This window comes from Halonatronomonas betaini (assembly GCF_015666175.1).
Classification (GTDB): Bacteria; Bacillota; Halanaerobiia; order Halanaerobiales; family Halarsenatibacteraceae; genus Halonatronomonas; species Halonatronomonas betaini.
In genome coordinates this window covers 522,179-548,041 of record NZ_JADPIE010000001.1, presented here as the reverse complement: position 1 = coordinate 548,041, position 25,863 = coordinate 522,179, and the positions used below count along the sequence as shown (strand labels likewise).

General features: G+C 34.7%; 26 protein-coding genes. 1 reads left to right on the top strand and 25 read right to left on the bottom strand.

The window, feature by feature from the left end; translation table 11 throughout:
* Positions 1–3: 3 nt before the first annotated feature.
* From I0Q91_RS02685 to I0Q91_RS02585, 21 genes are all read right to left on the bottom strand, one after another.
* On the bottom strand, positions 4–705 hold the full coding sequence (locus I0Q91_RS02685) for a TIGR03936 family radical SAM-associated protein (protein ID WP_270452706.1): 702 nt from the start codon (positions 703–705) through the stop codon (positions 4–6).
* Complete coding sequence (locus tag I0Q91_RS02680; protein ID WP_270452705.1) at positions 695–2,575, bottom strand: TIGR03960 family B12-binding radical SAM protein; 1,881 nt, start codon at positions 2,573–2,575, stop codon at positions 695–697. The genes I0Q91_RS02685 and I0Q91_RS02680 overlap by 11 nt, the downstream gene beginning before the upstream one ends.
* A 21-nt stretch (positions 2,576–2,596) precedes the next feature.
* Positions 2,597–3,730, bottom strand: coding sequence for a rod shape-determining protein RodA (gene rodA / locus I0Q91_RS02675; RefSeq protein WP_270452704.1), 1,134 nt, complete (start codon positions 3,728–3,730; stop codon positions 2,597–2,599).
* A gap of 12 nt (positions 3,731–3,742) precedes the next feature.
* A complete protein-coding gene (gene minE / locus I0Q91_RS02670) occupies positions 3,743–3,997 on the bottom strand; it encodes a cell division topological specificity factor MinE (protein ID WP_270452702.1) in 255 nt (84 codons plus the stop codon).
* A gap of 42 nt (positions 3,998–4,039) precedes the next feature.
* Positions 4,040–4,834, bottom strand: coding sequence for a septum site-determining protein MinD (minD, locus tag I0Q91_RS02665; RefSeq protein WP_270452701.1), 795 nt, complete (start codon positions 4,832–4,834; stop codon positions 4,040–4,042).
* Between the two features lie 19 nt (positions 4,835–4,853).
* On the bottom strand, positions 4,854–5,510 hold the full coding sequence (minC, locus tag I0Q91_RS02660) for a septum site-determining protein MinC (RefSeq protein WP_270452700.1): 657 nt from the start codon (positions 5,508–5,510) through the stop codon (positions 4,854–4,856).
* A 17-nt stretch (positions 5,511–5,527) separates the two neighbouring features.
* Positions 5,528–7,393, bottom strand: coding sequence for a penicillin-binding protein 2 (mrdA, locus tag I0Q91_RS02655; RefSeq protein WP_270452699.1), 1,866 nt, complete (start codon positions 7,391–7,393; stop codon positions 5,528–5,530).
* Entirely contained in the window at positions 7,377–7,883 is a 507-nt protein-coding gene (gene mreD / locus I0Q91_RS02650; protein ID WP_270452697.1) for a rod shape-determining protein MreD, read from the bottom strand. The genes mrdA and mreD overlap by 17 nt, the downstream gene beginning before the upstream one ends.
* 10 nt (positions 7,884–7,893) lie before the next feature.
* On the bottom strand, positions 7,894–8,730 hold the full coding sequence (mreC, locus tag I0Q91_RS02645; protein WP_270452696.1) for a rod shape-determining protein MreC: 837 nt from the start codon (positions 8,728–8,730) through the stop codon (positions 7,894–7,896).
* 22 nt (positions 8,731–8,752) lie between these two features.
* Positions 8,753–9,793, bottom strand: coding sequence for a rod shape-determining protein (locus I0Q91_RS02640; protein ID WP_270452822.1), 1,041 nt, complete (start codon positions 9,791–9,793; stop codon positions 8,753–8,755).
* A 32-nt stretch (positions 9,794–9,825) separates the two neighbouring features.
* On the bottom strand, positions 9,826–10,521 hold the full coding sequence (radC, locus tag I0Q91_RS02635; protein ID WP_270452695.1) for a RadC family protein: 696 nt from the start codon (positions 10,519–10,521) through the stop codon (positions 9,826–9,828).
* Positions 10,522–10,557: 36 nt separating this feature from the next.
* A complete protein-coding gene (locus tag I0Q91_RS02630) occupies positions 10,558–11,166 on the bottom strand; it encodes a Maf family protein (RefSeq protein ID WP_270452694.1) in 609 nt (202 codons plus the stop codon).
* Positions 11,163–11,687 carry a Gx transporter family protein gene (locus I0Q91_RS02625; RefSeq protein WP_270452693.1) on the bottom strand — a complete coding sequence of 175 codons (525 nt, stop codon included), beginning with the start codon at positions 11,685–11,687 and terminating at the stop codon, positions 11,163–11,165. Before I0Q91_RS02625 ends, I0Q91_RS02630 begins: the two co-directional genes overlap by 4 nt.
* 135 nt (positions 11,688–11,822) lie before the next feature.
* Positions 11,823–12,806, bottom strand: a complete 984-nt coding sequence (locus tag I0Q91_RS02620) for an RnfABCDGE type electron transport complex subunit B (RefSeq protein WP_270452691.1) — start codon at positions 12,804–12,806, stop codon at positions 11,823–11,825.
* A gap of 19 nt (positions 12,807–12,825) precedes the next feature.
* Positions 12,826–13,416 carry an electron transport complex subunit RsxA gene (gene rsxA, locus I0Q91_RS02615; RefSeq protein ID WP_270452690.1) on the bottom strand — a complete coding sequence of 197 codons (591 nt, stop codon included), beginning with the start codon at positions 13,414–13,416 and terminating at the stop codon, positions 12,826–12,828.
* Positions 13,409–14,014, bottom strand: a complete 606-nt coding sequence (gene rsxE / locus I0Q91_RS02610; RefSeq protein ID WP_270452689.1) for an electron transport complex subunit RsxE — start codon at positions 14,012–14,014, stop codon at positions 13,409–13,411. The genes rsxA and rsxE overlap by 8 nt, the downstream gene beginning before the upstream one ends.
* On the bottom strand, positions 14,015–14,581 hold the full coding sequence (locus I0Q91_RS02605) for an RnfABCDGE type electron transport complex subunit G (RefSeq protein ID WP_270452687.1): 567 nt from the start codon (positions 14,579–14,581) through the stop codon (positions 14,015–14,017).
* On the bottom strand, positions 14,582–15,493 hold the full coding sequence (locus tag I0Q91_RS02600) for an RnfABCDGE type electron transport complex subunit D (protein ID WP_270452686.1): 912 nt from the start codon (positions 15,491–15,493) through the stop codon (positions 14,582–14,584). It abuts the gene before it with no gap.
* A 12-nt stretch (positions 15,494–15,505) separates the two neighbouring features.
* Positions 15,506–16,828: an electron transport complex subunit RsxC gene (gene rsxC, locus I0Q91_RS02595; RefSeq protein WP_270452685.1), complete on the bottom strand. Its 1,323-nt coding sequence runs from the start codon at positions 16,826–16,828 to the stop codon at positions 15,506–15,508.
* A gap of 122 nt (positions 16,829–16,950) precedes the next feature.
* Positions 16,951–17,499, bottom strand: coding sequence for an SPOR domain-containing protein (locus I0Q91_RS02590; protein ID WP_270452684.1), 549 nt, complete (start codon positions 17,497–17,499; stop codon positions 16,951–16,953).
* Between the two features lie 5 nt (positions 17,500–17,504).
* Positions 17,505–18,812, bottom strand: a complete 1,308-nt coding sequence (locus I0Q91_RS02585) for a bifunctional folylpolyglutamate synthase/dihydrofolate synthase (RefSeq protein ID WP_270452683.1) — start codon at positions 18,810–18,812, stop codon at positions 17,505–17,507.
* A 131-nt stretch (positions 18,813–18,943) separates the two neighbouring features.
* Between I0Q91_RS02585 and I0Q91_RS02580 the strand changes: the two genes are divergently transcribed.
* On the top strand, positions 18,944–19,363 hold the full coding sequence (locus I0Q91_RS02580) for a divergent PAP2 family protein (protein ID WP_270452682.1): 420 nt from the start codon (positions 18,944–18,946) through the stop codon (positions 19,361–19,363).
* A gap of 3 nt (positions 19,364–19,366) precedes the next feature.
* On the opposite strand, the gene I0Q91_RS02575 is transcribed toward I0Q91_RS02580, so the two are convergent.
* Genes I0Q91_RS02575 through tkt form a run of 4 tightly spaced genes read right to left on the bottom strand, consistent with a single transcriptional unit; the run spans position 19,367 to position 25,838 of the window.
* Positions 19,367–19,732, bottom strand: a complete 366-nt coding sequence (locus I0Q91_RS02575) for a VOC family protein (RefSeq protein ID WP_270452681.1) — start codon at positions 19,730–19,732, stop codon at positions 19,367–19,369.
* Positions 19,733–19,748: 16 nt separating this feature from the next.
* Positions 19,749–21,920, bottom strand: a complete 2,172-nt coding sequence (locus I0Q91_RS02570; protein WP_270452680.1) for a cell division protein FtsA — start codon at positions 21,918–21,920, stop codon at positions 19,749–19,751.
* A gap of 34 nt (positions 21,921–21,954) precedes the next feature.
* On the bottom strand, positions 21,955–23,832 hold the full coding sequence (locus I0Q91_RS02565; RefSeq protein WP_270452678.1) for a serine hydrolase: 1,878 nt from the start codon (positions 23,830–23,832) through the stop codon (positions 21,955–21,957).
* Positions 23,833–23,864: 32 nt separating this feature from the next.
* Entirely contained in the window at positions 23,865–25,838 is a 1,974-nt protein-coding gene (gene tkt, locus I0Q91_RS02560) for a transketolase (RefSeq protein ID WP_270452677.1), read from the bottom strand.
* Positions 25,839–25,863: the final 25 nt, after the last annotated feature.

Genomic DNA, 25,863 nt, shown 5'->3' with positions numbered 1-25,863 from the left:
ATCTTATCTCTCCTCCAATACCTGGTCTGTTAATGGGGAAATTATTTTATCCCCCTTCTCCACAAAAAGTCCTGACCTATAAAAATCAATTACAGAATGGTCAGGAACCTCTGGTTCTAATGTCTGTAAAGCTTTAACAATTTCTTCAGGACGGACATTGCCTGAACTGCCCGTGCTTACTATAAAAGATATTTTATTATCTTTTAAAACTTTTGCTTCAAATATTAGTGGCCTAATATCATATTCTCTATCAGGCTTATTTCTCCTTTTCCTGATTACTATTATTTTATTTTTTGCCATTAATTTTTCAATTAATACTTCTCTTTTTTCCTTTAATTTACCCCTGGCACTAATATGATATTCAGCTCTATTTAAGAGGGCCTGCAAAGACTTTAATCCAGTCTGATCAGGAATATATCTGGCATCTAATATCTTTAAGCCTTCTGGTAAAAAAGAATTCAGCCTGGCTTTAAAACCCTCTCCATTAATTGGTCTTGTTAATTCTAAGTCTAAATACTCTCCTCCGCCAGCCATACCAACAGGCAAAGGTTGAGAAAGTGAAAGGTTCAATGTTGGATTAAAGCCCTGACTATATGCACCTGGTAGACCGGCTCTCCTGATTCCTTTTCTGAAAGTATCCATTATTTCCAGATGAGAAATGTATCTCAAATTATAATCTCTTGCAAACTTAGCTCTAATTAACATTGTCAATCACCTGGTTACTCTCTAAACAAAGTTCTGAATATGGTTTATAACATACTCCACAGTCACTGCAATAATTCCAACGACAGTCAGGAGTTTCTTCAGACAAAAATGATTTCCTATATTCTTCCTTTAAGAACTCTTTGTTAACTCCTGCTATCAAATGATCCCAGGGCAACGGTTGATCTGGGCTTTTTTCACCAATTATACTTTCAATTTCTATATTATATTTATCTAAAGCTTCAAACCATCTTTCAGGATAAATATGCTCATTCCAGCCTTCCAGGCGACTTCCCTGCTGCCATACATGATATATTACCTCTGACATTCTTCTATCACCTCTGGCAACTAAACCCTCAAGTCTACTTACTTCAGGATCATTCCAATCAAAATTTATACCTTTTTTCCTTAAATTTTTCTGTAGAAAGTTAATTTTATCTCTGATCTCCTCCATTGATGCCATCTTAACCCACTGAAACGGTGTAAATGGTTTAGGAATAAATGTAGTCACATTTACCTGTACTTCTACTTTTTTCATTCTACGATCAGTGTTTCTTCTGATTTCCTGACCAATATCCAGGACATTTTTTGCCATATTAGCAATGCCTAATAAATCTTCTTCAGTTTCTCCAGGTAAGCCCAGCATAAAATAAAGTTTAATTCTGTGCCAGCCATAAGAAAAAGCGGCCTTTACAGATTTATACAAATCTTCTTCTTTTATTCCCTTATTTATTCTTTCCCTTAATTTATCGGTTCCTGCTTCCGGGGCAAAGGTCAAACCACTTCTTCTAATCTCTTGAACGTTTTTAGCCATTTCTACAGAAAATTCATCCACCCTTAATGAGGGCAATGAAATACTAATATTACTGGAATTATAACGTTCAGTTAACTGGTCTAATAACTCTTTAATTTTAGTATGATCAACTGTACTCAAAGAAGCCAGGGCAAGCTCATCATAACCTGTGCTTGCAAGGGTCTTATCTGCTAATTCAATGATTTTTTCAACAGATCTCTCTCTAGTTGGCCTGTAGGTCATTCCTGCAGCACAGAACCTGCATCCACGCTGACAACCTCTAGAAACCTCTATAACGGCTCTATTATGGACTATTTCCATATAAGGGACTATATAATCTGTAGGACAATACGCATTGTTTAAATTATTAACCCTCTGTCTTTTAATCTCAGGTTTAATACTATCTTTTAAAGGTCTAATACCACTAAATTCCTGTCCATCAAACTGAGTTTCATATAGTGATGGAACATATACTCCAGATAGTTGGGCTAATTTAAATAGTATGTCATCTCTATTCAAATTTTGCTCTTGCCATTTTTTTAATGATTTTACAACGTTCAATAAATTCTCTTCTGCTTCACCAATATAAAAGAAATCTATAAATGGAGTAATCGGTTCAGGATTAAATACTGTTGAACCACCAGCCATCACAAACGGATCTTCTTTGCCTCTTTCAGAGCTATATACCGGTATCTTTCCTAGGTCAAGCATATTTAAAATAGTTGTATAACTCATCTCGTACTGCAAAGTAAAACCAAGCAAATCAAAATCCATAAGCTCTCTTTTATTTTCTAAAGAAAAGAGGCCAATATCTTTTTCTTTTAAAAGATCTTCCATATCGGTCCAGGGAGCAAAAACTCTTTCACATAAGAACTCATTTTCTTCATTCAGCATATGATAAATTATCTTCAAACCAAGATGGGACATGCCAATTTCATAAGTATCTGGAAACCCAACACATATTTTAAAATCAGTGCTATCCCAGTCCTTAACTATCTGATTCCATTCCTGACCGATGTATCTTTCAGGACTATCCACTTCTATTAAATAATCATCAATTTGACTAAAAACTTCAGCCAAAAAAAACACCACCTTAAAACTCTAAAATATAATCTTTTTCCTTCTCATATTAATATTAATCACAAGCCCAATTGAAATTAAAGATATAACCATTGAGCTCCCCCCATAACTTATAAACGGCAAAGGTATACCTGTTATAGGCATAATTCCAAGTACCATGCCAACATTTTCAAGAACATGGAATAAGAAAAGTCCCATAACACCAATTGCTATAAGTTGACCAAAACCATCTTTGGCTCTGGCAGCAACTTTTAATATTTGTAATAAAAGAAGTAAGTAGATTATTAACACTACTGCAACTCCTATAAAACCAAACTCTTCTCCTAAAACAGCAAATATAAAGTCTGTATGTTTTTCTGGAAGAAAATTTAACTGAGTCTGAGGTCCTGAAAGAAATCCTCGACCAGTTAATAATCCTGATCCTACGGCTATTTTTGACTGAATAATATTATATCCAATCCCAAAAGGATCAATATTTGGATTAACAAAAGCAATCAATCTATTTAATTGATACTGTTGCAAGAAGGGTAATGGAGTTTCAAAAATAACATGACTTGTTATAATTAAAACAACTATTAAAAACCCCCCACCAAAAACTAACAAAATATGTTTTAACTTCCCTCCTGCAGCATAATACATTACAACAAATATAAACATCAATACTAAAGCAGTTCCTAAATCATTCTGCAAAACAATTAAAATAAACGGTGGGAAAATAAATAAAAGACTTTTAAAAAGATCTTTTAAAGTATTTAATTTATTTCGATTTCTATCTAAATATGATGCTAGAAATAAAATCATAAATATCTTAGAGACTTCAGAAGGTTGAAAATTTACTGGTCCAATTGAGAGCCAGCGCCTCCCCCCTGAAACAGTTATACCTAAAATAAATATAAAACCAAGCATTATAATTGTTAAAGCATAAATAATTATATCGTAATCCTTAAAGATTCTATAATCCAAAAAAAGTAGAAGAATTATAAAAACTATTCCTAATACAGTAGCTGCTATTTGAGTTCTAATAAATGGCTGATGATTACCATCAGCCATCCCGGTAGCACTACTAATAACAAAAAGGCCTATGATTATTAAAGAAAGCACCAGAATGGGAATATAGATGTTTATATGTTTTAATAATTTTTTATTCCAGTGCATAAGTAAATCTCCTTACTCCCTTTTCTTTAACGGAAAATTAGCAATCATTGCCATCATTTCTTCTTCTCTAGATATATCCATTTCAATATCATTATCATCAACATCAATATATTTTTTAATAACATCTAATAATTCCGCTTTCATTTCTTCCATCTGCTGTGGTGAAAGTTTAATTCTATCCTGAACTAAAATAAATTGAAGGCGCTCTTTAGCAATATTTTTACTACCTTCTCCTTTAGTTTCAGTTTTCTCATCTGATATAAACAACTCTTTTATCTTTTCAAATATACTACTAATATTAATCGCCCCCTATGATAGACCAACAATTCTCTTAACTTTATTAAATAAAGATTCTTTCTCAATTGTCATCAATGGTATATCCTGACCCTCAATCCTTTTAGCTATATTATTAAAAGCCTTACCAGAATAAGTCTTATCTTTTAATACTATTGGTTCTCCCTTATTAGTTGAAATAACAATATTTTCATCTTCTGGAATTACACCAAGAACTTCAACAGCTAAAATTTCAACTATATCATCAATATTCATCATATCACCACGACCAACCATATCTCTTCGCAGGCGATTTATTAATAATTGTGGATCGTTTAGGCCCTCAGCTTCTAACAAACCAATTATTCTGTCAGCATCTCTAACCGAAGATACTTCTGGCGTTGCAACAATTAAGCCTAAGTCTACACCTGCAATTGCATTCCTAAAACCCTGTTCAATTCCTGCAGGAGAGTCAACAAGAACATAATCCATTTTTTCTTTAAGTTCCTTAATTAAATTTTTCATCTGTTCTTCACTAACGGCGTCTTTATCTCTTGTCTGGGCAGCAGGGAGCAAAAATAAATTAGGATTTCTTTTATCTTTAATCATTGCCTGTTCCAACCGACAATTCCCTTCTACAACATCAATTAAATCATAAACTATTCTATTCTCTAAACCTAAAACTACATCCAGATTTCTAAGACCTATATCTGCATCTATTAAACAGACCTTCTTATCAAGCATTGCCAGGGCTGTTCCTAGATTTGCAGTTGTTGTAGTTTTGCCAACTCCACCTTTTCCTGATGTAATAACAATAGCTTTTCCTTCCAAAATTATCCCTCCTGCTTATCTAAAAATCAATCTTTTCAACAATAATTCTTTCTTCTTTAATAAATGCTTTCTCAGGGCTAAATATTTGGTCATCATTATCCTCTGGTGGCCTTGAGATCTTATTAGCTATTCTAATCTGAGTAGGAGCAAGCCTTAATGCTGCAACTTGAGCCTCTTTCTTGCCTCCTGCCCCTGCATGAACAAGTCCCATTAACCTGCCAAAAACTATGATATCTCCTCCTGCTTTAACTTCAGCTCCAGGATTAACATCTCCCATAATCACCAGATTATGAGGATGTTCAACTGCCTGTCCAGATCTAATTGTACCTTTAACCAGGACAGTATCTCCTTTAAAAGATACTTCTTCAATTATAGCTTCTTTTTTAGGTCTGTTTTCTTTAGAAATATCACTACTCTCTTTATTATCTTCTTGACCGACAAGATATATTCCTGTTTCTGAACTCAAAAAATTCTCTGCTATTTCAAATAATTCCTTAAAGTAATTTAATTCTAATTCATTTTGCCCTACTTTAAAAAATAAATCAGTCCCTTCATAGAAAGAACCAGCTTCTTCAAAGTGACTTTTAAGAGAATCTTTAATCACATCAAAATCATATTTCCAATCAAAGTCAATTATTACACCTTTAGCTGTCATTTTCGTATTAATAATTTGCATTAATTATACCCCTTTGCTTACTCTTCATCTTCTAATTCTTGATCTTCAGGGAAGAGATCAAAATAATAAGAGAATATATCAGCTGCTACCGGTACAGCATTCGAGCTGGTCTCTCCCTGATCAATGAATACAACAACTGCTATTTCAGGATCTGGAACAGGACCATAAGCAACGAACCAGGCATGACTTGTTCCAGTTCCTCCAATCTGAGCTGTACCAGTTTTACCAGCTATATCAATTGGAAAATCAGAAAAAGGAGTTGAAGCAGTTCCCCTTTCATGCATTACCGTCTCTAACATTCCATCTTCAATAATTTCAAAAGTATTATTAGAATATGGCATCTGGCTCACTAATTCAGGTTGATATTTATTAATTACCTCTCCCTGGGCAGTTCTTATTTCATCTACTAATCTAGGCTTATAAATATTACCTCTATTTGCTACGGCAGCTGTCATTTGAACTGCTTGTAATGGAGTTAGAAGGATATCTCCCTGGCCTATTGACATATTAACCGAATCACCAGGATACCAGCCTTCTCCTCTTGTTTCTCTTTTCCATTGACCATCAGGTACTAAACCATCCCTTTCCTCTGGGAGGTCTATACCTGTTTTCTTGCCTAAACCAAATTCCCTTGCTGTCTCTATTAATTTTGAACCACCAAACTCCTCATATAATTCATAGCCTAATTTATAAAAAATAATATTATTGGATCTAGCCATAGCTCTGGTAAAACTTAACTCGCCTTCTCCATATCCAAGCCAGTTTGTAAATGCTCTACTCCAACCTGGGATATTAAATCTTCCTGTGCTATCATTAAATTTGGTATCTGCTTGAACTCCCAGATTTTCAACAGCTGCTGTACCAGTTACTAATTTAAAGATTGAACCAGGTGGCTCTGTAGTCATAATATTTCTATTTATTAAAGGTCGTAGAGGATCCTGAAATAACTGGTTAACATCACTGGACCTAAAGCCTTCAGCAAAATAATTAGGATTAAAATCTGGATAACTTACCATTGATAGAACTTTACCTGTATCAACTTCCATTACAACTGCAGAACTTCCCTGAGGCATTGCTATATCATCATCTTCTTCAGATTCTTTCTGTAACTCCGAAAATTTATCAGCTAAAATTCTTTCAGTATATTGCTGAAGTTCCCAATCAATGTTTAAAAAAAGATCATGCCCAGGCTCTGGACTTTTTTCATCTATAAGTTCTGTCCTATGCCCTAAATGATTAACCTGTATAGATTCAAAACCTTTATTTCCTTTTAAATATTCCTCATATTGCCTTTCCAAACCTGTAATTCCAATGATATCTCCTCCAGAATAATCATGCCCAAGGTCAGTGAGATTTCGTAAATCTGCCAACCCAATTTCTCCTACATAGCCGAATATATGAGAACCAGTATTATCAAAAACATAATCCCTTAATGCAGCTTCTCTAACATCTATCCCAGGTAAAATATCTCTATTTTCTTCTAATTTAACCATAGACCGATTATCTAGATTTCTCTTTATAAGAATGCCTTCACCAGGGCTACTTCTTTCTCTTCCCCTTTGAAAATCCTCTTCTAATTCTTCTCTAGAAAAATCTGTTACACTAGCCATTCTATTAAAAATATCATCTCTAGTTAAACCAGGAGGTAATTCATTCGGTTGGTAATAAAGATTATATGAAAGCTTATTAGATACCAGCGTCTGGCCTTCAGAGGAAAAAATTCTACCTCTTGGAGCATTTACCGGTCTAATTGATATTCTATTATTTTCAGCAAGCCGAAAATATTGAACTCCCTGTATAACCTGCAATTGAAAGGCTCTCCCAATCAAAACAACAAAGATTATTAAGATTAATATTTTGAAAAGCCTAATTCTTTTGTTCATCCTGGAATCCTCCAACTGGAATCAAGTAAATCATTAAAATATAAAGCAACATACCTACCAGCATATTATAAAAACTTGCAGGCAAAAGCCTATTTACTAAAACAGTTTGAAAACCAACTCTTAAAATCACCTGTTCTGAGAGAAGAAAAATTAATATTTCATGAAAAAATGTTACAAAAAATAGAATCAAACATAACAAAGCCAAACTTTCTTTATATACATTGCCTTTTAAAAGCCCTGCAGCTGCGCCGATCAACATTCTTGAAATAGTATATAAGCCAAAGCCACTACCTAATAAAATCCCCTGAAGGAAACCGGCTAGAAATCCAATTGCTATTCCTGTCTGACTTCCTGATAAAAACCCAGCGGTGAAAACTACTACAAGGATAAGATCTGGTCCATAAGAAGCAGCAGGAAGCCTATGGAAAAAGGTTGTTTGTAAAATTATAATTAAAAATAATGCTAAAATATAAAATGCTTTCTGGCGCATTAAATTCACCCTAATATTCTAAAATAATTAATAATTCTTCTAGATCCTGATTGCCCAGATTATAATCTATGTATGCAGATTTTGATAATCCAAAATTATCAGAGAAAACTTCTACAACTTTTCCTATTGGCAAGCCCCTGGGATATTGATCAGAGATTCCTGAGGTTATAATTAAATCCCCTTCTTCAATATCAGCATCCCAATCTATTCTTTCCATTATAAGCTGGCCTGTTTCTCCTGGCTGACCTCTAACTACACCTGTAGCCCTTGATGTTTCCCTTAATACTCTTGCACCAACAGAAAAGTCTGGATCATTAACCATCATTATTTGGGAAGAGTTAACACCGGTATTAATAATTTTTCCAACAAGATGACCATTAAAAGATATAACCGGGAACCTTTCTTCAACCCCCTGATTACTTCCTTTATTAATCATAATTCGTTGTTCCCAACTTGAAGGAGCCTGACCAGTAACCCTACTACCTAAAAGATCTAAATCATCTATATGGGCAGAATCCAAATTATACATTTCTCGCATTCTTTGGTTCTCTCTTGCTACCTCATTGAGACTTATATTTATTATTACCTGCTCTGAAAGTTCTTGCCTTAACCTCTGGTTTTCTTCGAGTAGCTCTCTGGATTGGAAAAATGACTGATATATTCCACTTAAATAATTGCCTGTAGAGTCAAGAAGATTGAAAAAAGGTGACATTATATTATAAATTCCATTTTCTAACCAGGTGAAAATATAAAAATCAAGCTCAAAAATATTCACTGCTAATATTGAAATTAAAACCAGAAGAAATATTATAATTATTTTTATTCTGAAATCATTAAAAAAATCCATTATTTAATACTCCCTATCTATTTCAGGAAATTTTCTTTGGAGTGATAAGAACACTCTTTAAGGAATCTATCTCTTCTAAAGCAATACCAGTCCCCTTAGCCACACAATCAAGTGGTTCATCAGCAATATGTACCGGTATCTGAGTTTTATCTGAGAGCAACTTATCCATGCCATGTAATAAAGCTCCACCACCTGTTAGAACAATACCAAAATCCATTACATCTGCTGATAATTCTGGAGGGGTCTTCTCAAGTGTAATTTTTACAGCTTCAACAATACTCTGAACAGGCTCCGAGATAGCCTCTGAAATTTCTTCAGAATTAATATCGATATTTTTAGGTAAGCCACTGACTAAATCTCTTCCCCTGATTTCCATAGACTCACTTAAATATTCAGGCCTGGCTGCACCTATTTCCATTTTTATCTCTTCAGCAGTTCTCTCACCGATCATTATATTATATTTTCTTTTTATATACTGAATAATAGACTCATCCATTTCATCTCCACCAATTCTAATTGACCTGCTACTAACGATACCACCAAGTGAAATAACTGCTACTTCAGTTGTTCCACCGCCAATATCTACAATCATATTACCTACAGGTTCATTAACTGGTAATTCTGAACCAATAGCAGCTGCCATAGGTTCTTCAATTAAATATGCTTTTCTAGCCCCTGCCTGTTGAGCTGCATCCAGAACTGCTCTTTTTTCCACTTCTGTTACACCAGAGGGCACACAGACAATAATCCTTGGTCTTACTAATCTAGTTCTTTTATGAGCTCTGGTAATAAAATACCTTAACATAGCTTCTGTTACATCAAAATCAGCAATTACTCCATCTTTCATTGGGCGAATAGCTGTTATATTACCTGGAGTTCTACCTATCATTTTCTTTGCTTCTGCTCCTACTGCCATAACATCGCTGCTACCCTCTTTTAAAGCTACAACTGATGGCTCCCTAATAATTATTCCTTTGCCTTTAACATACACAAGAGTATTTGCAGTTCCTAAATCTATTCCCATATCTCTGGAAAACGGTGCACCTAATAACTTACTTAACATTATATTTTCACCTTCCTGACTATAATAAAAACTTAACAATTAATCAAACCTTCTTCTCTCATACTCAAATAACTATTATCACCAATAATTAAATGATCAATAACTTTTATTCCTATAATATTTCCTGCTTCTATTAATTTATTAGTAATATTAATATCTTCAGAGCTAGCTGTTGTATTTCCACTGGGGTGATTATGACCAAGTATTATACCTGCTGCACTGGCTCTTATTGCAGTTTTAAAAACTTCTCTTGGATGAACTATAGATTTAGCAAGCCCTCCTTTAGAAATTTCTTCAACTTTTATAACCTGACTCTTAATATCGAGAAGAACAACTAAAAATATTTCTTGCTTTTTCAGCTTTAACCTGGATTGCATATAATCAACTGCATGAATAGGAGATCTTAAAATAGTTTTTTTGGCAGGGGAAAAGTCTGAAAGTCTTCTCCCTAGTTCAAAGGCTACTTTTAAGCGGCTTGCCTTGCTCTGGCCAATCCCCTTTTTCTGAGTTAATTCATCAATACTCAGGTCTGCAAGGCCTATTAAACCACTAGATTGACATAATATATCCTGTGCCAGCTCTATCGCTGTTCTCCCTCTGGTTCCACTACCTAAAAGAATTGCTATTAATTCAGAGTTTGATAATTTTGATTCACCATAGGAAATTAATTTTTCTCTCGGTCTGTCTTCTAAAGGAAGCTCTTTTATTGTATAATTTGTCTTTCTCAAAGAAATTGCTCCTATAAATTATGAAAGTTCCTCAAACTATGTCCGTTTAGATTTTTTATATAAATCAATATTAAATTCTGGTAGGATTTCTGCTAATTTATGAACTGGAAAACCCATAATTGTAAAGTATGAACCCTTTATCGCTTCTACCAAAAGGCTGCCATAGCCTTGTATAGCATATGAGCCAGCCTTATCTTTATACTCGCCTGTATTTAAATAGCTATTTATCTCTTTATTATTATAATTCCTCATTTTTACTATTGAATAGTCAAGATCAGATATTATTTCTATAGTTTTATCTTCAATTATGTTAAATGCGATACCTGTATATACTAGATGTTCTGATCCAGAAAGTTTTTCTAACATATCAAATGCATCTTTTTTATTTTTGGGTTTCCCTAAAACCTGGTCATCACAAATTACAATTGTATCAGCAGCAATAATTATAGCATTATTATATTTCCTGCCTACATCTTTTGCTTTTTCTTTCGCTAATAACTTAACTAGTTCCGAAGGAGTATCTGCTGTATATTTATCTTCATTTATCTCACTGGGATCAATCTTAAAATCAAGAGATACCCTATTTAATAATTCTTTTCTTCTTGGAGATGAAGAAGCCAGGATTATAAGTTTTTTTTCTTTCATTTTACAGCAACTACTTCTTTGGGTAAATAATTCTCAGTAAATTGAACTATTAAACCAATGCCAATACCTGAAGGAATTGCCAAAAGAGTTAAATAAGGAAGATAGTACAAAAGTCCAAAATTACTAATAATGAATGAAGCTGCAATTATCTGACCAAAATTATGAAATACTGCACCTATAATACTCACACCTATTAAACTAAAATAATTGTCAAAAATAAGATAAATTATGCTCATTAATATAAAACCAGCTACTCCACCACTTAAACTCATAAAAAAATTAAAAGAGAGAAAAGTTCCACCTAGCAGAGATCCTGCTAATATTCTAGCAAATAAAATTAACAAACCTGCCTTAAAACCAAAGATTATAAGCCCTAAAAGGCTAGCTATATTAGCTAAACCAATTTTAGCACCAGGCACAAAAAAACTTAATGGCAATAAGCTTTCTACTACATGAAGAACTAAACCTACAGATATTAAAAGGCCTAATATTACAATCATTCTTACACGGGTACGTCTCATTTAGTATAACACTCCTAATTTAATTTAACACCTATTATTGTAACATTTATAGCCTTTATTGTCCATAAGTATTATATATTAAAGGCCTGGCCATAAGAGGCCAGGCTTTATACTTTAATTTAATACAATTTTAAATTAATATTCTTTTTCAATGGCACCATCTACTTTACAAACATCATAGCAAATTCCACATTTCACACATTTTTCTTGATCTATAATATGTTTTTCTTTTAATTCTCCACTAATAGCATCAACTGGACATTCAGGAGCACATCTAGTACAGCCTACGCAATCATCAGTGATCTCTATATGTTTAATCTTCTCGCCATAAAAATCTATTGTGTTTGTAGGACATTTTTCTGCACAAAGACCACAATTAATACATTTTTCATAATCCAGTACAGCCAGATTATCCTGCATCTCTATTGCATCTACTGGACAAACTCGAACACACTGAGTACAGGCTATACAGCCTACTTCGCAGATTCCACGTACAAACTTACCTCCATCATGGGATGAACACCTAATATGATTTTCCCCGGAAACTGGAGCAAGTACAAATAAATCATGGGGACATTTTTCAACACATTTATTACAGGCAGTGCATTTATCAGGATCCACTTCAGGAAGTCCATTATTATTCATTTTGATGGCATCAAAGGGACATACATGAGCACAATCCCCAAGGCCAAGACAACCATAACTACAACGTTTTTCACTGATACCAGCTACACTTGCGGCTGTACATGTTTCTATTCCCTCATATTCAGCTGCTCTAGCAGTCTCTTTAGTACCACCTTTACATAGAACCTGAGCAACTTGCTCCTCAGACTCTCCAGCTTCTGCCCCCATAATTTCAGCCAGTCTTTCAGCTACACTTTCTCCTCCAACTGGACAACCAGTTATCGGAGCATCTCCGTTAGCTACTGCTTCTGCAAAGGCATCACAACCAGCATATCCACAGGCTCCACAATTTGCCCCTGGGAGAGCTTCATTTACTTCATCAATTTTAGGATCCCTTTCAACATGAAAGGCCTTAGAAGCAATACCAAGACCTAATGCTAGCAGGGCTCCCAGTCCGCCCATACTAAGAACGGAATAGAAAAAAGTCGATTGCATCAATTCCACCTCCATTTAATTATATAGTAACCAGACCGGCAAAGCCCATGAAAGCCATAGCCATGATACCTGCCAGAATTAATGTTATTGGAACACCCTGTAAAGCTTCAGGTACATCTGAAAATTCTAGTTCTTCTCTTAATCCAGCTATTAAAACTATTGCCAGTGTAAAACCAACTCCAGCACCAAAACCAAATACTATACTTTCAATAAAGTTATATTCGTTTAATGGTATTAAAAGTGCCATACCCATGATTGCACAATTTGTTGTTATTAAAGGAAGATAGATACCTAATGCTTTATAAAGCACAGGACTGGCCTTTTTAATGAACATTTCAACAAACTGAACTAATGAAGCTATTACAATTATAAATGAGACATATCTTAAAAATGGTAAATCAAGAGCTACAAGAATATATGAATTTATAAAATATGTAGCAAAAGCTGTAAGAGTCATAACAAAAGTTGTAGCTAATCCCATACTAAAAGCTGTATCTACATATCTGGATACTCCCAGAAATGGACATATCCCTAGAAATCGGATTAAAACAAAATTGTTAATTAAAACAGTACTTATGAAAAGAAGTAATATATATTGTACACTATCCATTCTGAGATTCCACCTTTCTATTTATGACATTCATAATTCCAACCAGAACTCCTAAACTGATAAAAGCTCCACCAGGCAAAATCATAATAATCATCGGCTGATAAGCAGCTCCTAATATTTCAAATCCAAAAAATGTGCCCATACCTAAGATCTCTCTAACAGCACTTAACAATACTAAAACCCAGGTAAAGCCAATTCCCATTCCTACACCATCAAAAATAGCTCGATGAGTTGGGTTCTTAGAAGCAAAAGCTTCCTGGCGTCCTAAAATCAAACAGTTAACTACTATTAAAGGAATAAATAAACTTAATGAATCAGCTATTTCAGGAAAGAAAGCTGCAAGAAAATAATCAGTAAATGTAACAAAGGTTGCAATGATAAGAATAAAACTTGGTATCCTCACATTATTAGGAATCCATTTCTTTATAAGAGATATTACAATCTCAGATGAGATTAACACAAATGAGGTTGCAAGACCCATTGCAAGGCCATTTTCAACTGTATTTGTTACAGCAAGGGTTGGGCAAAGACCAATTACAAGCTTGATAATTGGATTCTCTTTCCATAATCCATTAGTTAATATTTTTAAGAGGTTCATTTAATTTCCACCTCCATAGTGTTCTTCAAATGTAAAACCGGCCTCAGAAACAATATTTTTAACTGCTCTGGCTGAAATAGTTGCTCCAGCTATTGTTTCTACTTCATATGGTTCGGTTGGCTCTCTACTAACCAGTTCATATTCACCTATAGGTTTATTAGCGAAATTCTCTTTAAATTCTTCTTCAGTGATTCTAGCACCTAAGCCAGGGGTTTCTTCATGATTTAATACCGATATACTTAAAATTTCATCATTAGCCGGGTCATAACCAACCATGATTTCTATCGCCCCCTGATAACCAGATCCTGTAGCTATAAATGATACACCAACTAAGTTTCCGTCTTCATCAAAACCTTCAAAAAAAGTAATCCCATTTCTAGTAGTCTCTTCATAATCAACTGCACCCTCTAAAACACTAAAAATAGCTTCTTCTCTTGCCCTAGCCTGATGTTCTTCTATATATGGTGTTGTCCATTGATAAACTACAGCCAGTGCTAATGCAGAAATAACACCAATAATTGTTAGAGTAATTACCAATCTGGATAAATTGTTATTTTCCTGAGCCATCTATTTCACCTCTCCCAGACTACGAGGTCTTGTATATTTATTTAATAAAGGTACAGTCATATTCATAAGAAGTATTGCATAAGTTACTCCTTCTGGATAGCCGCCCCAAATTCTTATAATAATTACTATAGCTCCAGCGCCAATACCAAATATCCAGCGACCAGTTTTAGTAATTGGACTTGTAACCATATCAGTAGCCATATAAAAAGCACCGAGAATAAGACTACCGGCAAATAAATGGAATATTGGGTCCTGTCCAAATACCCAGCTTAAAACTACAACAGTAGATATCATACCTGCTGGAATTCTCCAATTCAAATAGTTTTTATAAATTAAGTAAGCAGCCCCTATTAATAAGAAAAAAGCTGAGGTTTCACCAATAGAACCTGGAATATTACCAATAAATAATTCCCAATATGGTGTAGCTTCGCCCTCCATTAACATCAAATTTAGAGGTGTAGCCTGTGTTACACCATCAAAAGTCCAGGTTGTCATAATCACTGGATAAGCTGAGGTAATAAAAGCTCTACCAACAAGAGCTGGATTAAAAGGGTTATGACCAATTCCTCCAAAAACCTGCTTTCCTAAACCAATAGCAACTATAGCTCCGACAACTACAACCCAGTGAGGAATGGAGGGTGGCAACGTCATTGCTAATAATAAGCCTGTTAATACTGCACTACCATCAAAAACAGCAACTCTCTTCTTCCTTATCCTCTGAAATATATATTCTGTCAGCAAGCAGGTTGCAATACTAATACCTACAACAGTTAAAACTCTTAAACCAAAAATATATGTAGCTGCTAATAAAGCAGGTAATAATGCCATTACAACTGACCACATTATTTCTGCTACTGACGATTTATCCCTGACATGAGGGGAAGAAGTTACAATAAGATCCTGACTTTGCATTAATTGACCTCCTTATTCTGATTTATTTCTAGCCGTTACTTCGGCTTTACCAATTCTAATATTATGGACAAGCGGCCTTCTAGATGGACAAATATAGCTACAGGAACCACATTCAATACAGTTCATTACCTGCATCTCTTCCATCCTATCAAGCTTTTCTAATTGAGCTAATTTAGCTAATTTTGTAGGCACCAAATTAGTAGGGCAAACATCAACACATCTTGCACAATTTATACATGGTACTGGTGAATAGTTTTCAACCTCATGTTTTTGAAGAACCAGGATACCTGAGGTTCCTTTTACAACATGAACATCCAATGAAGGCTGGGATTTACCCATCATAGGTCCACCCAGGATTACTTTTCCTACCTCTCCATTAAAACCACCGGCCTGATCAATTATTTCACTAACTGGCGTACCGATTTTAACTCTGATATTCATAGGCTTAGTTATCCCTGAACCTGTAATAGTCAAAGGTCGATCTATTAATGGTTTTCCTAACTTCACAGCTTCATAAACAGCTGCTGCTGTTGAAGTATTATTTACAACAACTCCTACATCAAGAGGCAAACCCCCAACTGGAACCTCACGATTTAGAAGAGCTTTTATAAGCATCTTCTCTCCACCTTGAGGATATTTTGTTTCTGTTTCTTTTACCTCAATATTTGTTTCATCAGCCACAAGAGATTTTAATGTTCTGATGGCATCTGGTTTATTATCCTCGATACCAATAAGGCCTTTGGGAGCACCTGTTGCCCTCATCAATAGTTTCAGTCCTTCTACAATTTCTTTAGCCTTTTCTATCATCATCCTGTGATCTATAGTCAGATAAGGCTCACATTCTGCTCCATTTAAAACTACATATTCAACTTTTTTCCCATCAGGAACAGCTAATTTGACATGAGTAGGGAACATAGCTCCCCCCATTCCGGCTATACCAGCTTCCCTCACTCTTTCTCTAATATCATCAGGGTTTATATTTTCTGGTTTAGCAGTTAAAGGTTCCATAAAATTATTTGTATCTTCTTCAGATACTTCAATTTTAATAGCCTCAACTCTTCCTCCACCAGAATCGTTGACTTTTTCAATTCCTTTAACAACGCCAGAAACTGAAGAATGTACTGGTGCTGCAACAAAACTATCAGTATCAGCAATTTTTTGTCCTCTATCTACCTGATCTCCTCTCTCTACAAGAGGTTTGAGGGGGGCGCCGATATGCTGTTGCAATGGAATAAAAATCGTATCTGGTCTTTCAGCATCTACTATTTCCTTATTTTTCGTTTTTTTCTTATTATAAGAAGGGTGGATGCCCTGCTTAAAAGTTAACAAGCCCATATTATTTCACCTCACAATAAAATTTCCACTACTATTATAAACTAAACATATTATAATAGCAAGACGTTACATCAGTAACATATATAAATATTAAAATAACACGAAATTGATTGTCCAAAATTTTACTGACTAATAATCAAAGTTTCAAACCCAAGATTCTGTAATTCAGATGCGATTTCCTCTGCACTATTTCTATCATTACCGCCAGCAACCTGTACTCTAAAGGGTTCTGTACCTTCAACTCTTGCCTGAAAATCTCTATTTTCTAAATCATTTTTCAGGTTTATGGCATTTTCTTCACTGCCAAAAGCTCCTACCTGAATATAATAATTTGAAGTTGCATCTTCTTCTATAGAGCTTTCTACTGGCTGCTCCTGATCATCTGGCTCATCATCAAGGACAGCTTCACCTGGAATATCATTATCGTCCTCTTGAGAAACTATCTCTTCTTCAGTTATATCTTCTTCAATTCCATTATCTTCTATCTCTTCAGCTTCAGGGACGGCCTCATAAATTTCCATGTCTTCTTCTTCAGTTGCTACCTGACTGGCAAAAAAACTGTTGCCTATCTGAAAACCTAAAAATACTGCAATCATTGAAAGTAATATTAACAAAACTATAAATCTAAAGTTACTTTGTTTATTTTTTCTTCTGTCTGTTCTTCTACCCAAGCTATTCACCCCCTGATTCTATTTAGAAGATGCTCTCTCAACTCTATAATCGATGAAAGAGATCCAGTAATACATAAAATTTCATTATCTACCTGTTTTTCTAACTCCTGATCTACTGTCTCTAAAAGCTTTTGATTACTTTTAATTATATTAACTTGAGATTTAATTTTAAAATCACTTACTTTTAATGCCCTAAATGAATTGTTTTCTGTAAATATAAGCTCAACTCCTGGTCTAAATAAGAGCTTATCTATCATTGACTCAATATCTTTATCTTTTAGGACGGCTAATATTATTTTAATCTTATGATCCTCTGAAAAATTATCTTTTAAAAAGTTTACTAATTCCTCTATACCAGCAACTGTGTGCGAACCATCAAGTATTACTGGTGGGGCTTTCTTTATAACTTCCAGCCTGCCAGGCCAGCTGACATTTTTAAACCCTTTTTTCATTGATTCAAAACTAACAGGATATTCTCTTTGAAGTAATTCAGTTGCTGATATTGCTACTTCTGCATTTTTAAGTTGATACCTGCCTTTAAGGGGCATAGATAATTCATAGGTCTTATTATGATATTTAATTTTAAATATTTGTTTGTCTAAATTCTCAGTAACAGGGACTAGACTAAAAAAATCCTTGCTTTCATAAAAATTTGCAGATACTGAAGCTGCTTTATCTCTAATTACTTTTAAAGCTTCCTCTTCAATTTCTCCTACCAACACTCTACTGCCTTCTTTTATTATACCAGCTTTTTCCCTGGCAATTAAAGCTAACTTATCTCCTAAATATTCAGTATGTTCCAAAGTAATTGTTGTTATTATTGCCAGTAAAGGACTAGGTATTACATTAGTGGCATCAAATCTACCCCCTAATCCTGTTTCTAATAAAATCAGATCTGGTTTTTCCAGATAAAAATGATAAAAAGCTAAAACAGTAACTACTTCAAAAAATGTTGGCTTGCCAATATCATGCCAGTACTTATCATTATCATAAAGAGGTTTAATCTCTTTAATCAGTTTAGTAAGTTCCTTATCAGTAATATCCTGCCCGTTAACTTGAATCCTTTCATTGAATGATCTGACATGGGGTGAAATGTATCTTCCTACTTTATAACCAGCCTGATTATAAATAGAATTTAACATTTCTATTGTAGAACCTTTTCCATTACTGCCAGCAACATGAATAAAATCAAGGGACTTTAGATCAATATTTAAAAGTTCAATTAACTTGCTAACTCTGTCTAAGCCAGGTTTAAACCCTTCTTCTGTACCAAACATCGGTAATGAGTTTATAAAGTCTATAGCTGAATTCATCTTTTCACCTATCTTTTTTTAATAAATACTAATATAGCCTTGTCAATCTCACTTATTATATTATAAAATAGTATTACTATCAACTTTTAAATTTATAAAAGAACTTATAAATTCGGAGGTATTAATATTAAATGCAACCTTTAACTGCCGCTTTAACAGCTTTATTAATAGCCCAGGCTTTGAAAATATTTACTGTCTTCCCACCAAGGTTTTACAGAATCATTGGTTCAGGAGGAATGCCCAGCTCCCATGCTGCCTTCGTAACAACTTTGACTACAATGATTGGTATTGAATATGGTATTAATTCTGATTTGTTTGCTATAGTTACAGTTTTTTCATTAGTTATTATATATGATGCAGGTGGAGTCAGAAGAGCAGTTGGTGAACAGGCTAATGTTATCAACAGACTAATTCAAGATCTTGATCTCAGTAGATTGGAAGAAGAAAGAGAATACATTAAAAGTGAACTAAAAGAACTAGTTGGTCATACTCCATTCGAAATATTTGCTGGAATTATCCTGGGAATTATTATTGGATTTCTTGCAAGCTAATATTTAAATGAAAGTTTGAATTTCCAGGGTATAACCAGTTGGATCTTTCAGGAAAAAGTGATAGATCCCAAATTCTCTATTAAGTTCAGGTGCCCCTTCAGTTTCGACCATGGCTTCTTCAAATCTTTCATAAATTCTATCAACAGAGGCTTTACCCTCTGTTAGAAGGGTAATAATTGGGCTTTTCTCAGAGACAGTTATATCCAAATGTTTGCAGAAGCCTAGATAACCACCTCCATCAACACTGAAAATCAGGCATTTACCCTGATCCTTATAAATTTCTATACCAGGGATCTGAAGATAAAATTCTGAAACTGCTTTTAAATTATCTGTACCATAAAAGCTTATCATTCCATTTAATTTAGCCATTTTAAACTCCCCCTAACTAATTTAAGAATTTAAGCTTAATTCGATCGCCTGACTTTAATCTATCTTCAAATTCTCCTTCTTCTCCATTAATAAGAATCTTTGCATTCTCTTTCATCTTCTCTGAAAGACTATAATTAATTAAGTCTAAAGTTTTATCTAGTGTCAGATTTTTTTTGAAAAACTCTATTTTGTCACCATTTTTTAAACTATAATTATTGTCTACATTTTCTCCATTAATCTTAATAGATGCAATTCTGTTATCAAGCTTTAAACGATTGCCATTAAAAATTATTTCTGTCTTATTGCTTTTAAAATCTAAATAATCAACTAGATCTTTAACTGTTTCAACTTTTTCTTTTCTTTCAATTACAAGTTTTTGATGAGATTTAAGTGGTTTTGAAAGATCTAAAGGTTGAGAACCATCAGTAATAAACCATTCACTCTGTGGTAAAAATTTGTCTTTTCCAGAAACATTAACTTTAATTAAATTATTTTCAGGAATATAATCTAATTCAAGTAGATTTCTAACTGCCTGACCTATTGTTTTTACAGGAAAAAACTCTATCTCCATTCCATCCTCTACCCTTAGATCAGGTGCAACCTTTTTGTCATTAATTTTTATTTCTGGTTCTACAGATATCTCTTCACCCTGGTATCGGATGATTTTTTTCTCTAACAAATCATTAGAAAACAGATCTCTAATTCTTGCTCTTGCATCATTACCTTTACGACCTGCTTTAAATTCTATTGAATCTCCATTTTTAAGCTCCTGATCAAGCTCAACTTCATTTCCATTTAATTTAACATAGCCAGGAGAGCCAAATTCACCAGGAATTGTTTTTAACTCACCATTAACAGTACAGGTTATACCTTTACCTGGTCTGCCCTGGATTGATTTAGGATCAACACTTGCTGATATTAAGGCATCTCTTACCAGTGGCTGTTTCAAAGAAAATAAACGAACATCTTCACCATTAACTGAGACTCTAGTAAAAATTGTTTTCTCTCGATTCTGATCTGCAACTATACCAATACCTATAGGAGTTATAGTCTGGGTACCTGCAATATCTTTGACCTTCCCCTTAATTTTTCTTAAATCATCTGCATCCCGAATACCTACCCTATCAATTGGTAAGTCAAGAAATTCTGCCAATTTATCTGTGAAACCAGGAGTTAAACTACCTCCACCAATACAAATTACTGCTTTAGGAGATTCAGTATTTATCTTTAAAATCTCTTCAGCTATCATGCCTGCCATTGCTTCTATCTGCCCGGAAATAACTTCATTTATTTCATCTTTTTGAATCTCAGTAGTCATACCAATAGCATTTTTTACTTCAAATTTATCAGAAGAAGCAAGGTTACATTTTATTTCTTCGGCTGAATGATAATCGATCAAATAATTTTCAGCAATCTTTTCAGTGATCTCATCTCCAGCAACAGGAACCATACCATAACCGATCATAGATCCTGACTTAGTTACTGCTATATCAGCAGTTCCAGCTCCTATATCAACTAATGCCAGGTTGAAATTATACATATCCCGTGGAATAACAACTTTTGAAGCAGCTATAGGCTCTAAAGTTAAACCTGAAACTTCCAGACCTAATTCATTAATAACTGCCAGCAAAGAATCTACTACCACCTGAGGTAAGAAAGTAACAATTAAATCTGCCTGAATATTACTGCCTCTCTGCTGATTAAGATCAGTTAAAAACATATCATCTAAACGAAACTCTCTGACTGAATAACCGACAAAGTGATAATCTGCTTTGCTATTTTTATCTGATCTTTCTACAACTTTTTCCTGGGCTTGCTGGATAGCAGAAAACTCCAGGGCATTTATATCTTCAGCTGTCACTGTTTTTTTCTGATTGAAATCAATCTCTCCTGTAACAGTAGCTGTTTCTAAAGCTCTACCTGCAGCTGCCAGGGCAACTTTATTTATTTTGAGACCAGATTCTTCTTCTATATCAGCAATTAGTGAGCTACAACGGTTTGCAACCTCCTGGATATTATGAATCTGGCCATCCATCATTGCTCTGGTTGAATGATAAACTACTTTAGATGTTAATACTTCATACTCTTCCCCTTCTCTTACCATTAAAACACCTATTAAAGTCCTGGTGCCAATATCTAAAGCAAAAATATAGTCGTCCTGTTCCTGCTGGGCTGTCAATTCAATCATTCCTCCTTGAAGTTCATTGGAATATTGATTATTTCTAAAAGACTAAAAATCCAATGAAATTATAATAATATAATAAAATAATAAAAGCTGATCCTACAAAAATTAGAATTAATTGAGATATAAATCTTTTTGAAAGTGGACCAAACTTTATTAACTGATAGACCATTAATAATAATAACAAAATCATTAAAACTGGAACTAAGCTTAATAAACCTGTATATTCTGGCCAGCTAAAAGGATTCTCCATTAAATATAGAAAAGTTCTTGTCTGGGTAATACTATAGGCTAAACCTATCACTGAAAGAATAATCCCTGGCCACGCTGGTATTTTATCTCTTTCACCAAAAGACGATACCTTTTCATTTTTAAATAGCAAAATTAAATTAGAGATAGGAGTGATTAAAAATACCAGTAAAGCAAACCCTAAAATTGATAAGTGGAGACGACTTGATTCTAACAAAGAAACCTTTGTAAAAACATTTGTAGGATTATTTTTATATGCAAAATAATCTATTGAGCCATCTTCATCCCTATAAAATTTAATTTCTGCATCACCTGATTGATTAATAAACCTGTCTTCTTCTAACTTGTAGTACTTATCCTTTTGATGACCATCCACAATTAGATGATTATCAACGACAGAAATTCTAATCTGAGAAAACCGGGAAATTAACTTCTCAGGAGTTGAATAATTTCTTCTTGATGGTAAATATTCTCCCTGATAATCATTGCTGTCTATTTCTTCACCACCGACAACTGGTTGATAGCTTTCACTGGCAAAATACTGTCTATCAAGTGCATTTATTAGATCGAGCCTGGCCATAGTTCCACCTGGACCATTATAAGCAACGAAAATTGCTTTTTCCTCTTCAGGTATAAAAAATATTCCTGTATGGAATTGGAGGGTATCTCCTCCATGCCAGTAAATTGTCTGATTTTTAAGATTAAATTCCATTAAGCCATGGGTCCAGCCTGCCATCTCTTCATCAATTGAAAAGACTCTCTCAAATAATTTATCATTATATTCCTGGCTTAAAAACCTCCAGCCCAGTAACTCTCCATCATTTAAAATGCCAAACATAAGATTGGCCATATCATATCCTGTTACAGTATGGCCACCTGCTGGATATTCCTGAAATATCTCAAATTCTCCTGGCTGTAAAAACCTATTATCACTAAAATAGCCAGTAGAGATATTTGATGCAATCTCTGAATCTGTAAAAATATCCTGGCGGGAACTTGCATTATTCATTCTTAGTGGTCTAAAAATATTTCTCTCTAAATATTCATGATAACTGAGCCCGGTTACTCTCTCAATAATATAACCTGCCAGAGTAGTTCCATAATTAGAATAAGCTGGAACTTCTCCTGGATTTCTAACGATTTCTGGCCTTGTATCCCCTAGATAATCTTCTAAACTAACTAGATCTTCTATTGAGGAAACCAGAATGCCCAGTTGAATATCTTCAAAACCTGGGGTATGGGTCATAAGGTCGATTACTCTAATTGGTTCATTTTCATCATAATCAAATTGAAGATTTTCCGGTAAGTAATAGTTAATATCTTCTTCTAGGTCAATATTTCCTGCTTCAGCCTGCTGTAATAAAGCTAACCAGGTAAATATTTTGCCAGTCGAGCCTGTTCTCATAAGTGTCTCACCTGGATCTAACTCTTTATTTTCTGCAAGATCAGCATGGCCAAAACTATTGCTGTATATCAAACCATCTGTATCTACTGCAACAGCTATAATTCCAGGTATATCAGAGTCTTCCAGTTGTTGCTGGAAGACTCCATCTAAAAAATCCTGAAACCCATTATTATGAGAATTAGCTTCTAATATTTCTGAGCCACTAAATAATAATAGCAAAGCTAGAATTATAATGAATGATATTTTCAGATTCTTATTTTGCACATATATCTCCACCTGACTAATTTTTTTCAGAACTACTCTTCTAGGTTATCTTTTATATCTGCAACTATATTGTCAACTGAAAAACCATAATCTTTTCCTACTTCCTCACCTGGAGCACTCTTACCAAAGGTTTCAACAGTATAAAGCAGATCCTGAGAGCCCAGGAACTTAAACCAGCCCTGACCAACACCGGCTTCAAGGACAACTCTAAGAGCTGTTTCTGGTTCAAGGAGAGAGCTGTCTTCTGAGAGAGTTTCAGTGAACTTCTCTCTATCTGGAACTGAAATAACCCTGGAAGAGATCATATCCTGTTCTAATTGATGAGCAACATTAACAGCTAGTGAAACTTCACTCCCACTGGCCATCAGAATTACATCTGGATCATTTGAATCTTCAACAGGGTAGCCCCCCTTTTTATAGCCCTCTGGATTTGATTCATCTAACTGTTCTAAACCCTGTCTGGTTAGAACAAGTGCTGTTGGACCAGATTTATTTTCAAGGGCCTGCTGCCAGGCTAAGGCTGTTTCCCTGCCATCTGCAGGTCTTAAGACAGTTAGGTTAGGAATTAACCTTAATGACTCAAGGTGTTCCACAGGTTGATGGGTTGGACCATCTTCACCAAGATAAATAGAGTCATGGGTAAAGACATAAATAACTGGCTGTCCCATTAATGCTGCCAGTCGGATTGCCGGACGCATATAATCAGAAAACACAAGGAAGGTAGCTGTAAATGGTCTTAATCCTCCATGTAAGGCAAGGCCGTTAGCAATAGAACCCATTGCATGTTCCCGGACGCCAAAGCGGAGATTTTGTCCATCATAACTGTCTTCCTGAACTTCTCCATACTCTTCAAAATAAGTCTTAGTAGAAGGAGCTAGATCTGCTGAGCCACCTACTAAATAATCTATCTCTGCAAATAATTTTTTAAGAACTTTACCACTGGCTTTCCGGGTAGCCTCTTTGCCAGTGAAATCAAAATCAGCTATTAGTTTATCAAAATCAGCTGGAAGATTACCTTCATAGGCTTCATCCCACTTCTTTGCAAGCTCAGGGAATTCATCTCTCCATTCTGAATATAATTCTACCCAGTTATCATAGGCTTCCTCTTTTGCAGCAACCTGTTGTTGCCAGAATTCTTTAACTTCATCTGAAATATAAAATTCCTGGTCGACTGGAAGACCGATATTTTCCTTTAAACCTTTAACTTCATCTGGTCCTAAAGGAGCTCCATGGGATGAAGCTTTACCTTCCTTTGTAGGAGAACCATGGGCAATTTTTGTTTTAGCTACAATTAAGGTAGGTCTATCCTGATCTGCCTTTGCTTTTCTAATAGCATCTCTAACTTGATCAAAACTATGACCATCGACATCATCTATAACCTGCCAGTCATAGCTCTTAAATCTTTCAGCAACATCTTCAGTAAAGGCCAGTTCCGTACTGCCTTCAATTGAAATCTGATTGGAATCATAAAATGCAATTAGTTTGCCAAGTCCAAGATGGCCTGCCAGGGAAGCAGCTTCACTACTTACACCCTCCATCATACAGCCATCACCAGCAATGGTATAAGTATAATGATCTACTATTTCATAACCTGGACGATTGAATTTTGTTGCCAGCATTTCTTCAGCTAGAGCCATTCCTACAGCATTGGCAATACCCTGGCCTAATGGACCGGTAGTTGTTTCAATACCAGGGGCATGGCCATATTCTGGATGACCAGCAGTAGGTGAATTGAGCTGTCTAAAATTCTTTAAATCATCAAGGCTAAGATCATAGCCACTTAAATGCAAAATACTATATAATAACATCGAACCATGACCTGCTGAGAGAACAAATCTATCTCTATCTGGCCAATCTGGATCCTGGGGATTATGTTCCATTACCTCTGTATATAAGAGTGTTCCAATTTCAGCACAACCAACTGGCATTCCAGGATGGCCGGACTGAGCTTTTTCTACAGCATCAACAGCTAAACCTTTAACTATGTTTGCAGATTTCTGTAACATAAATTATCTTACCTCCTATTAAATT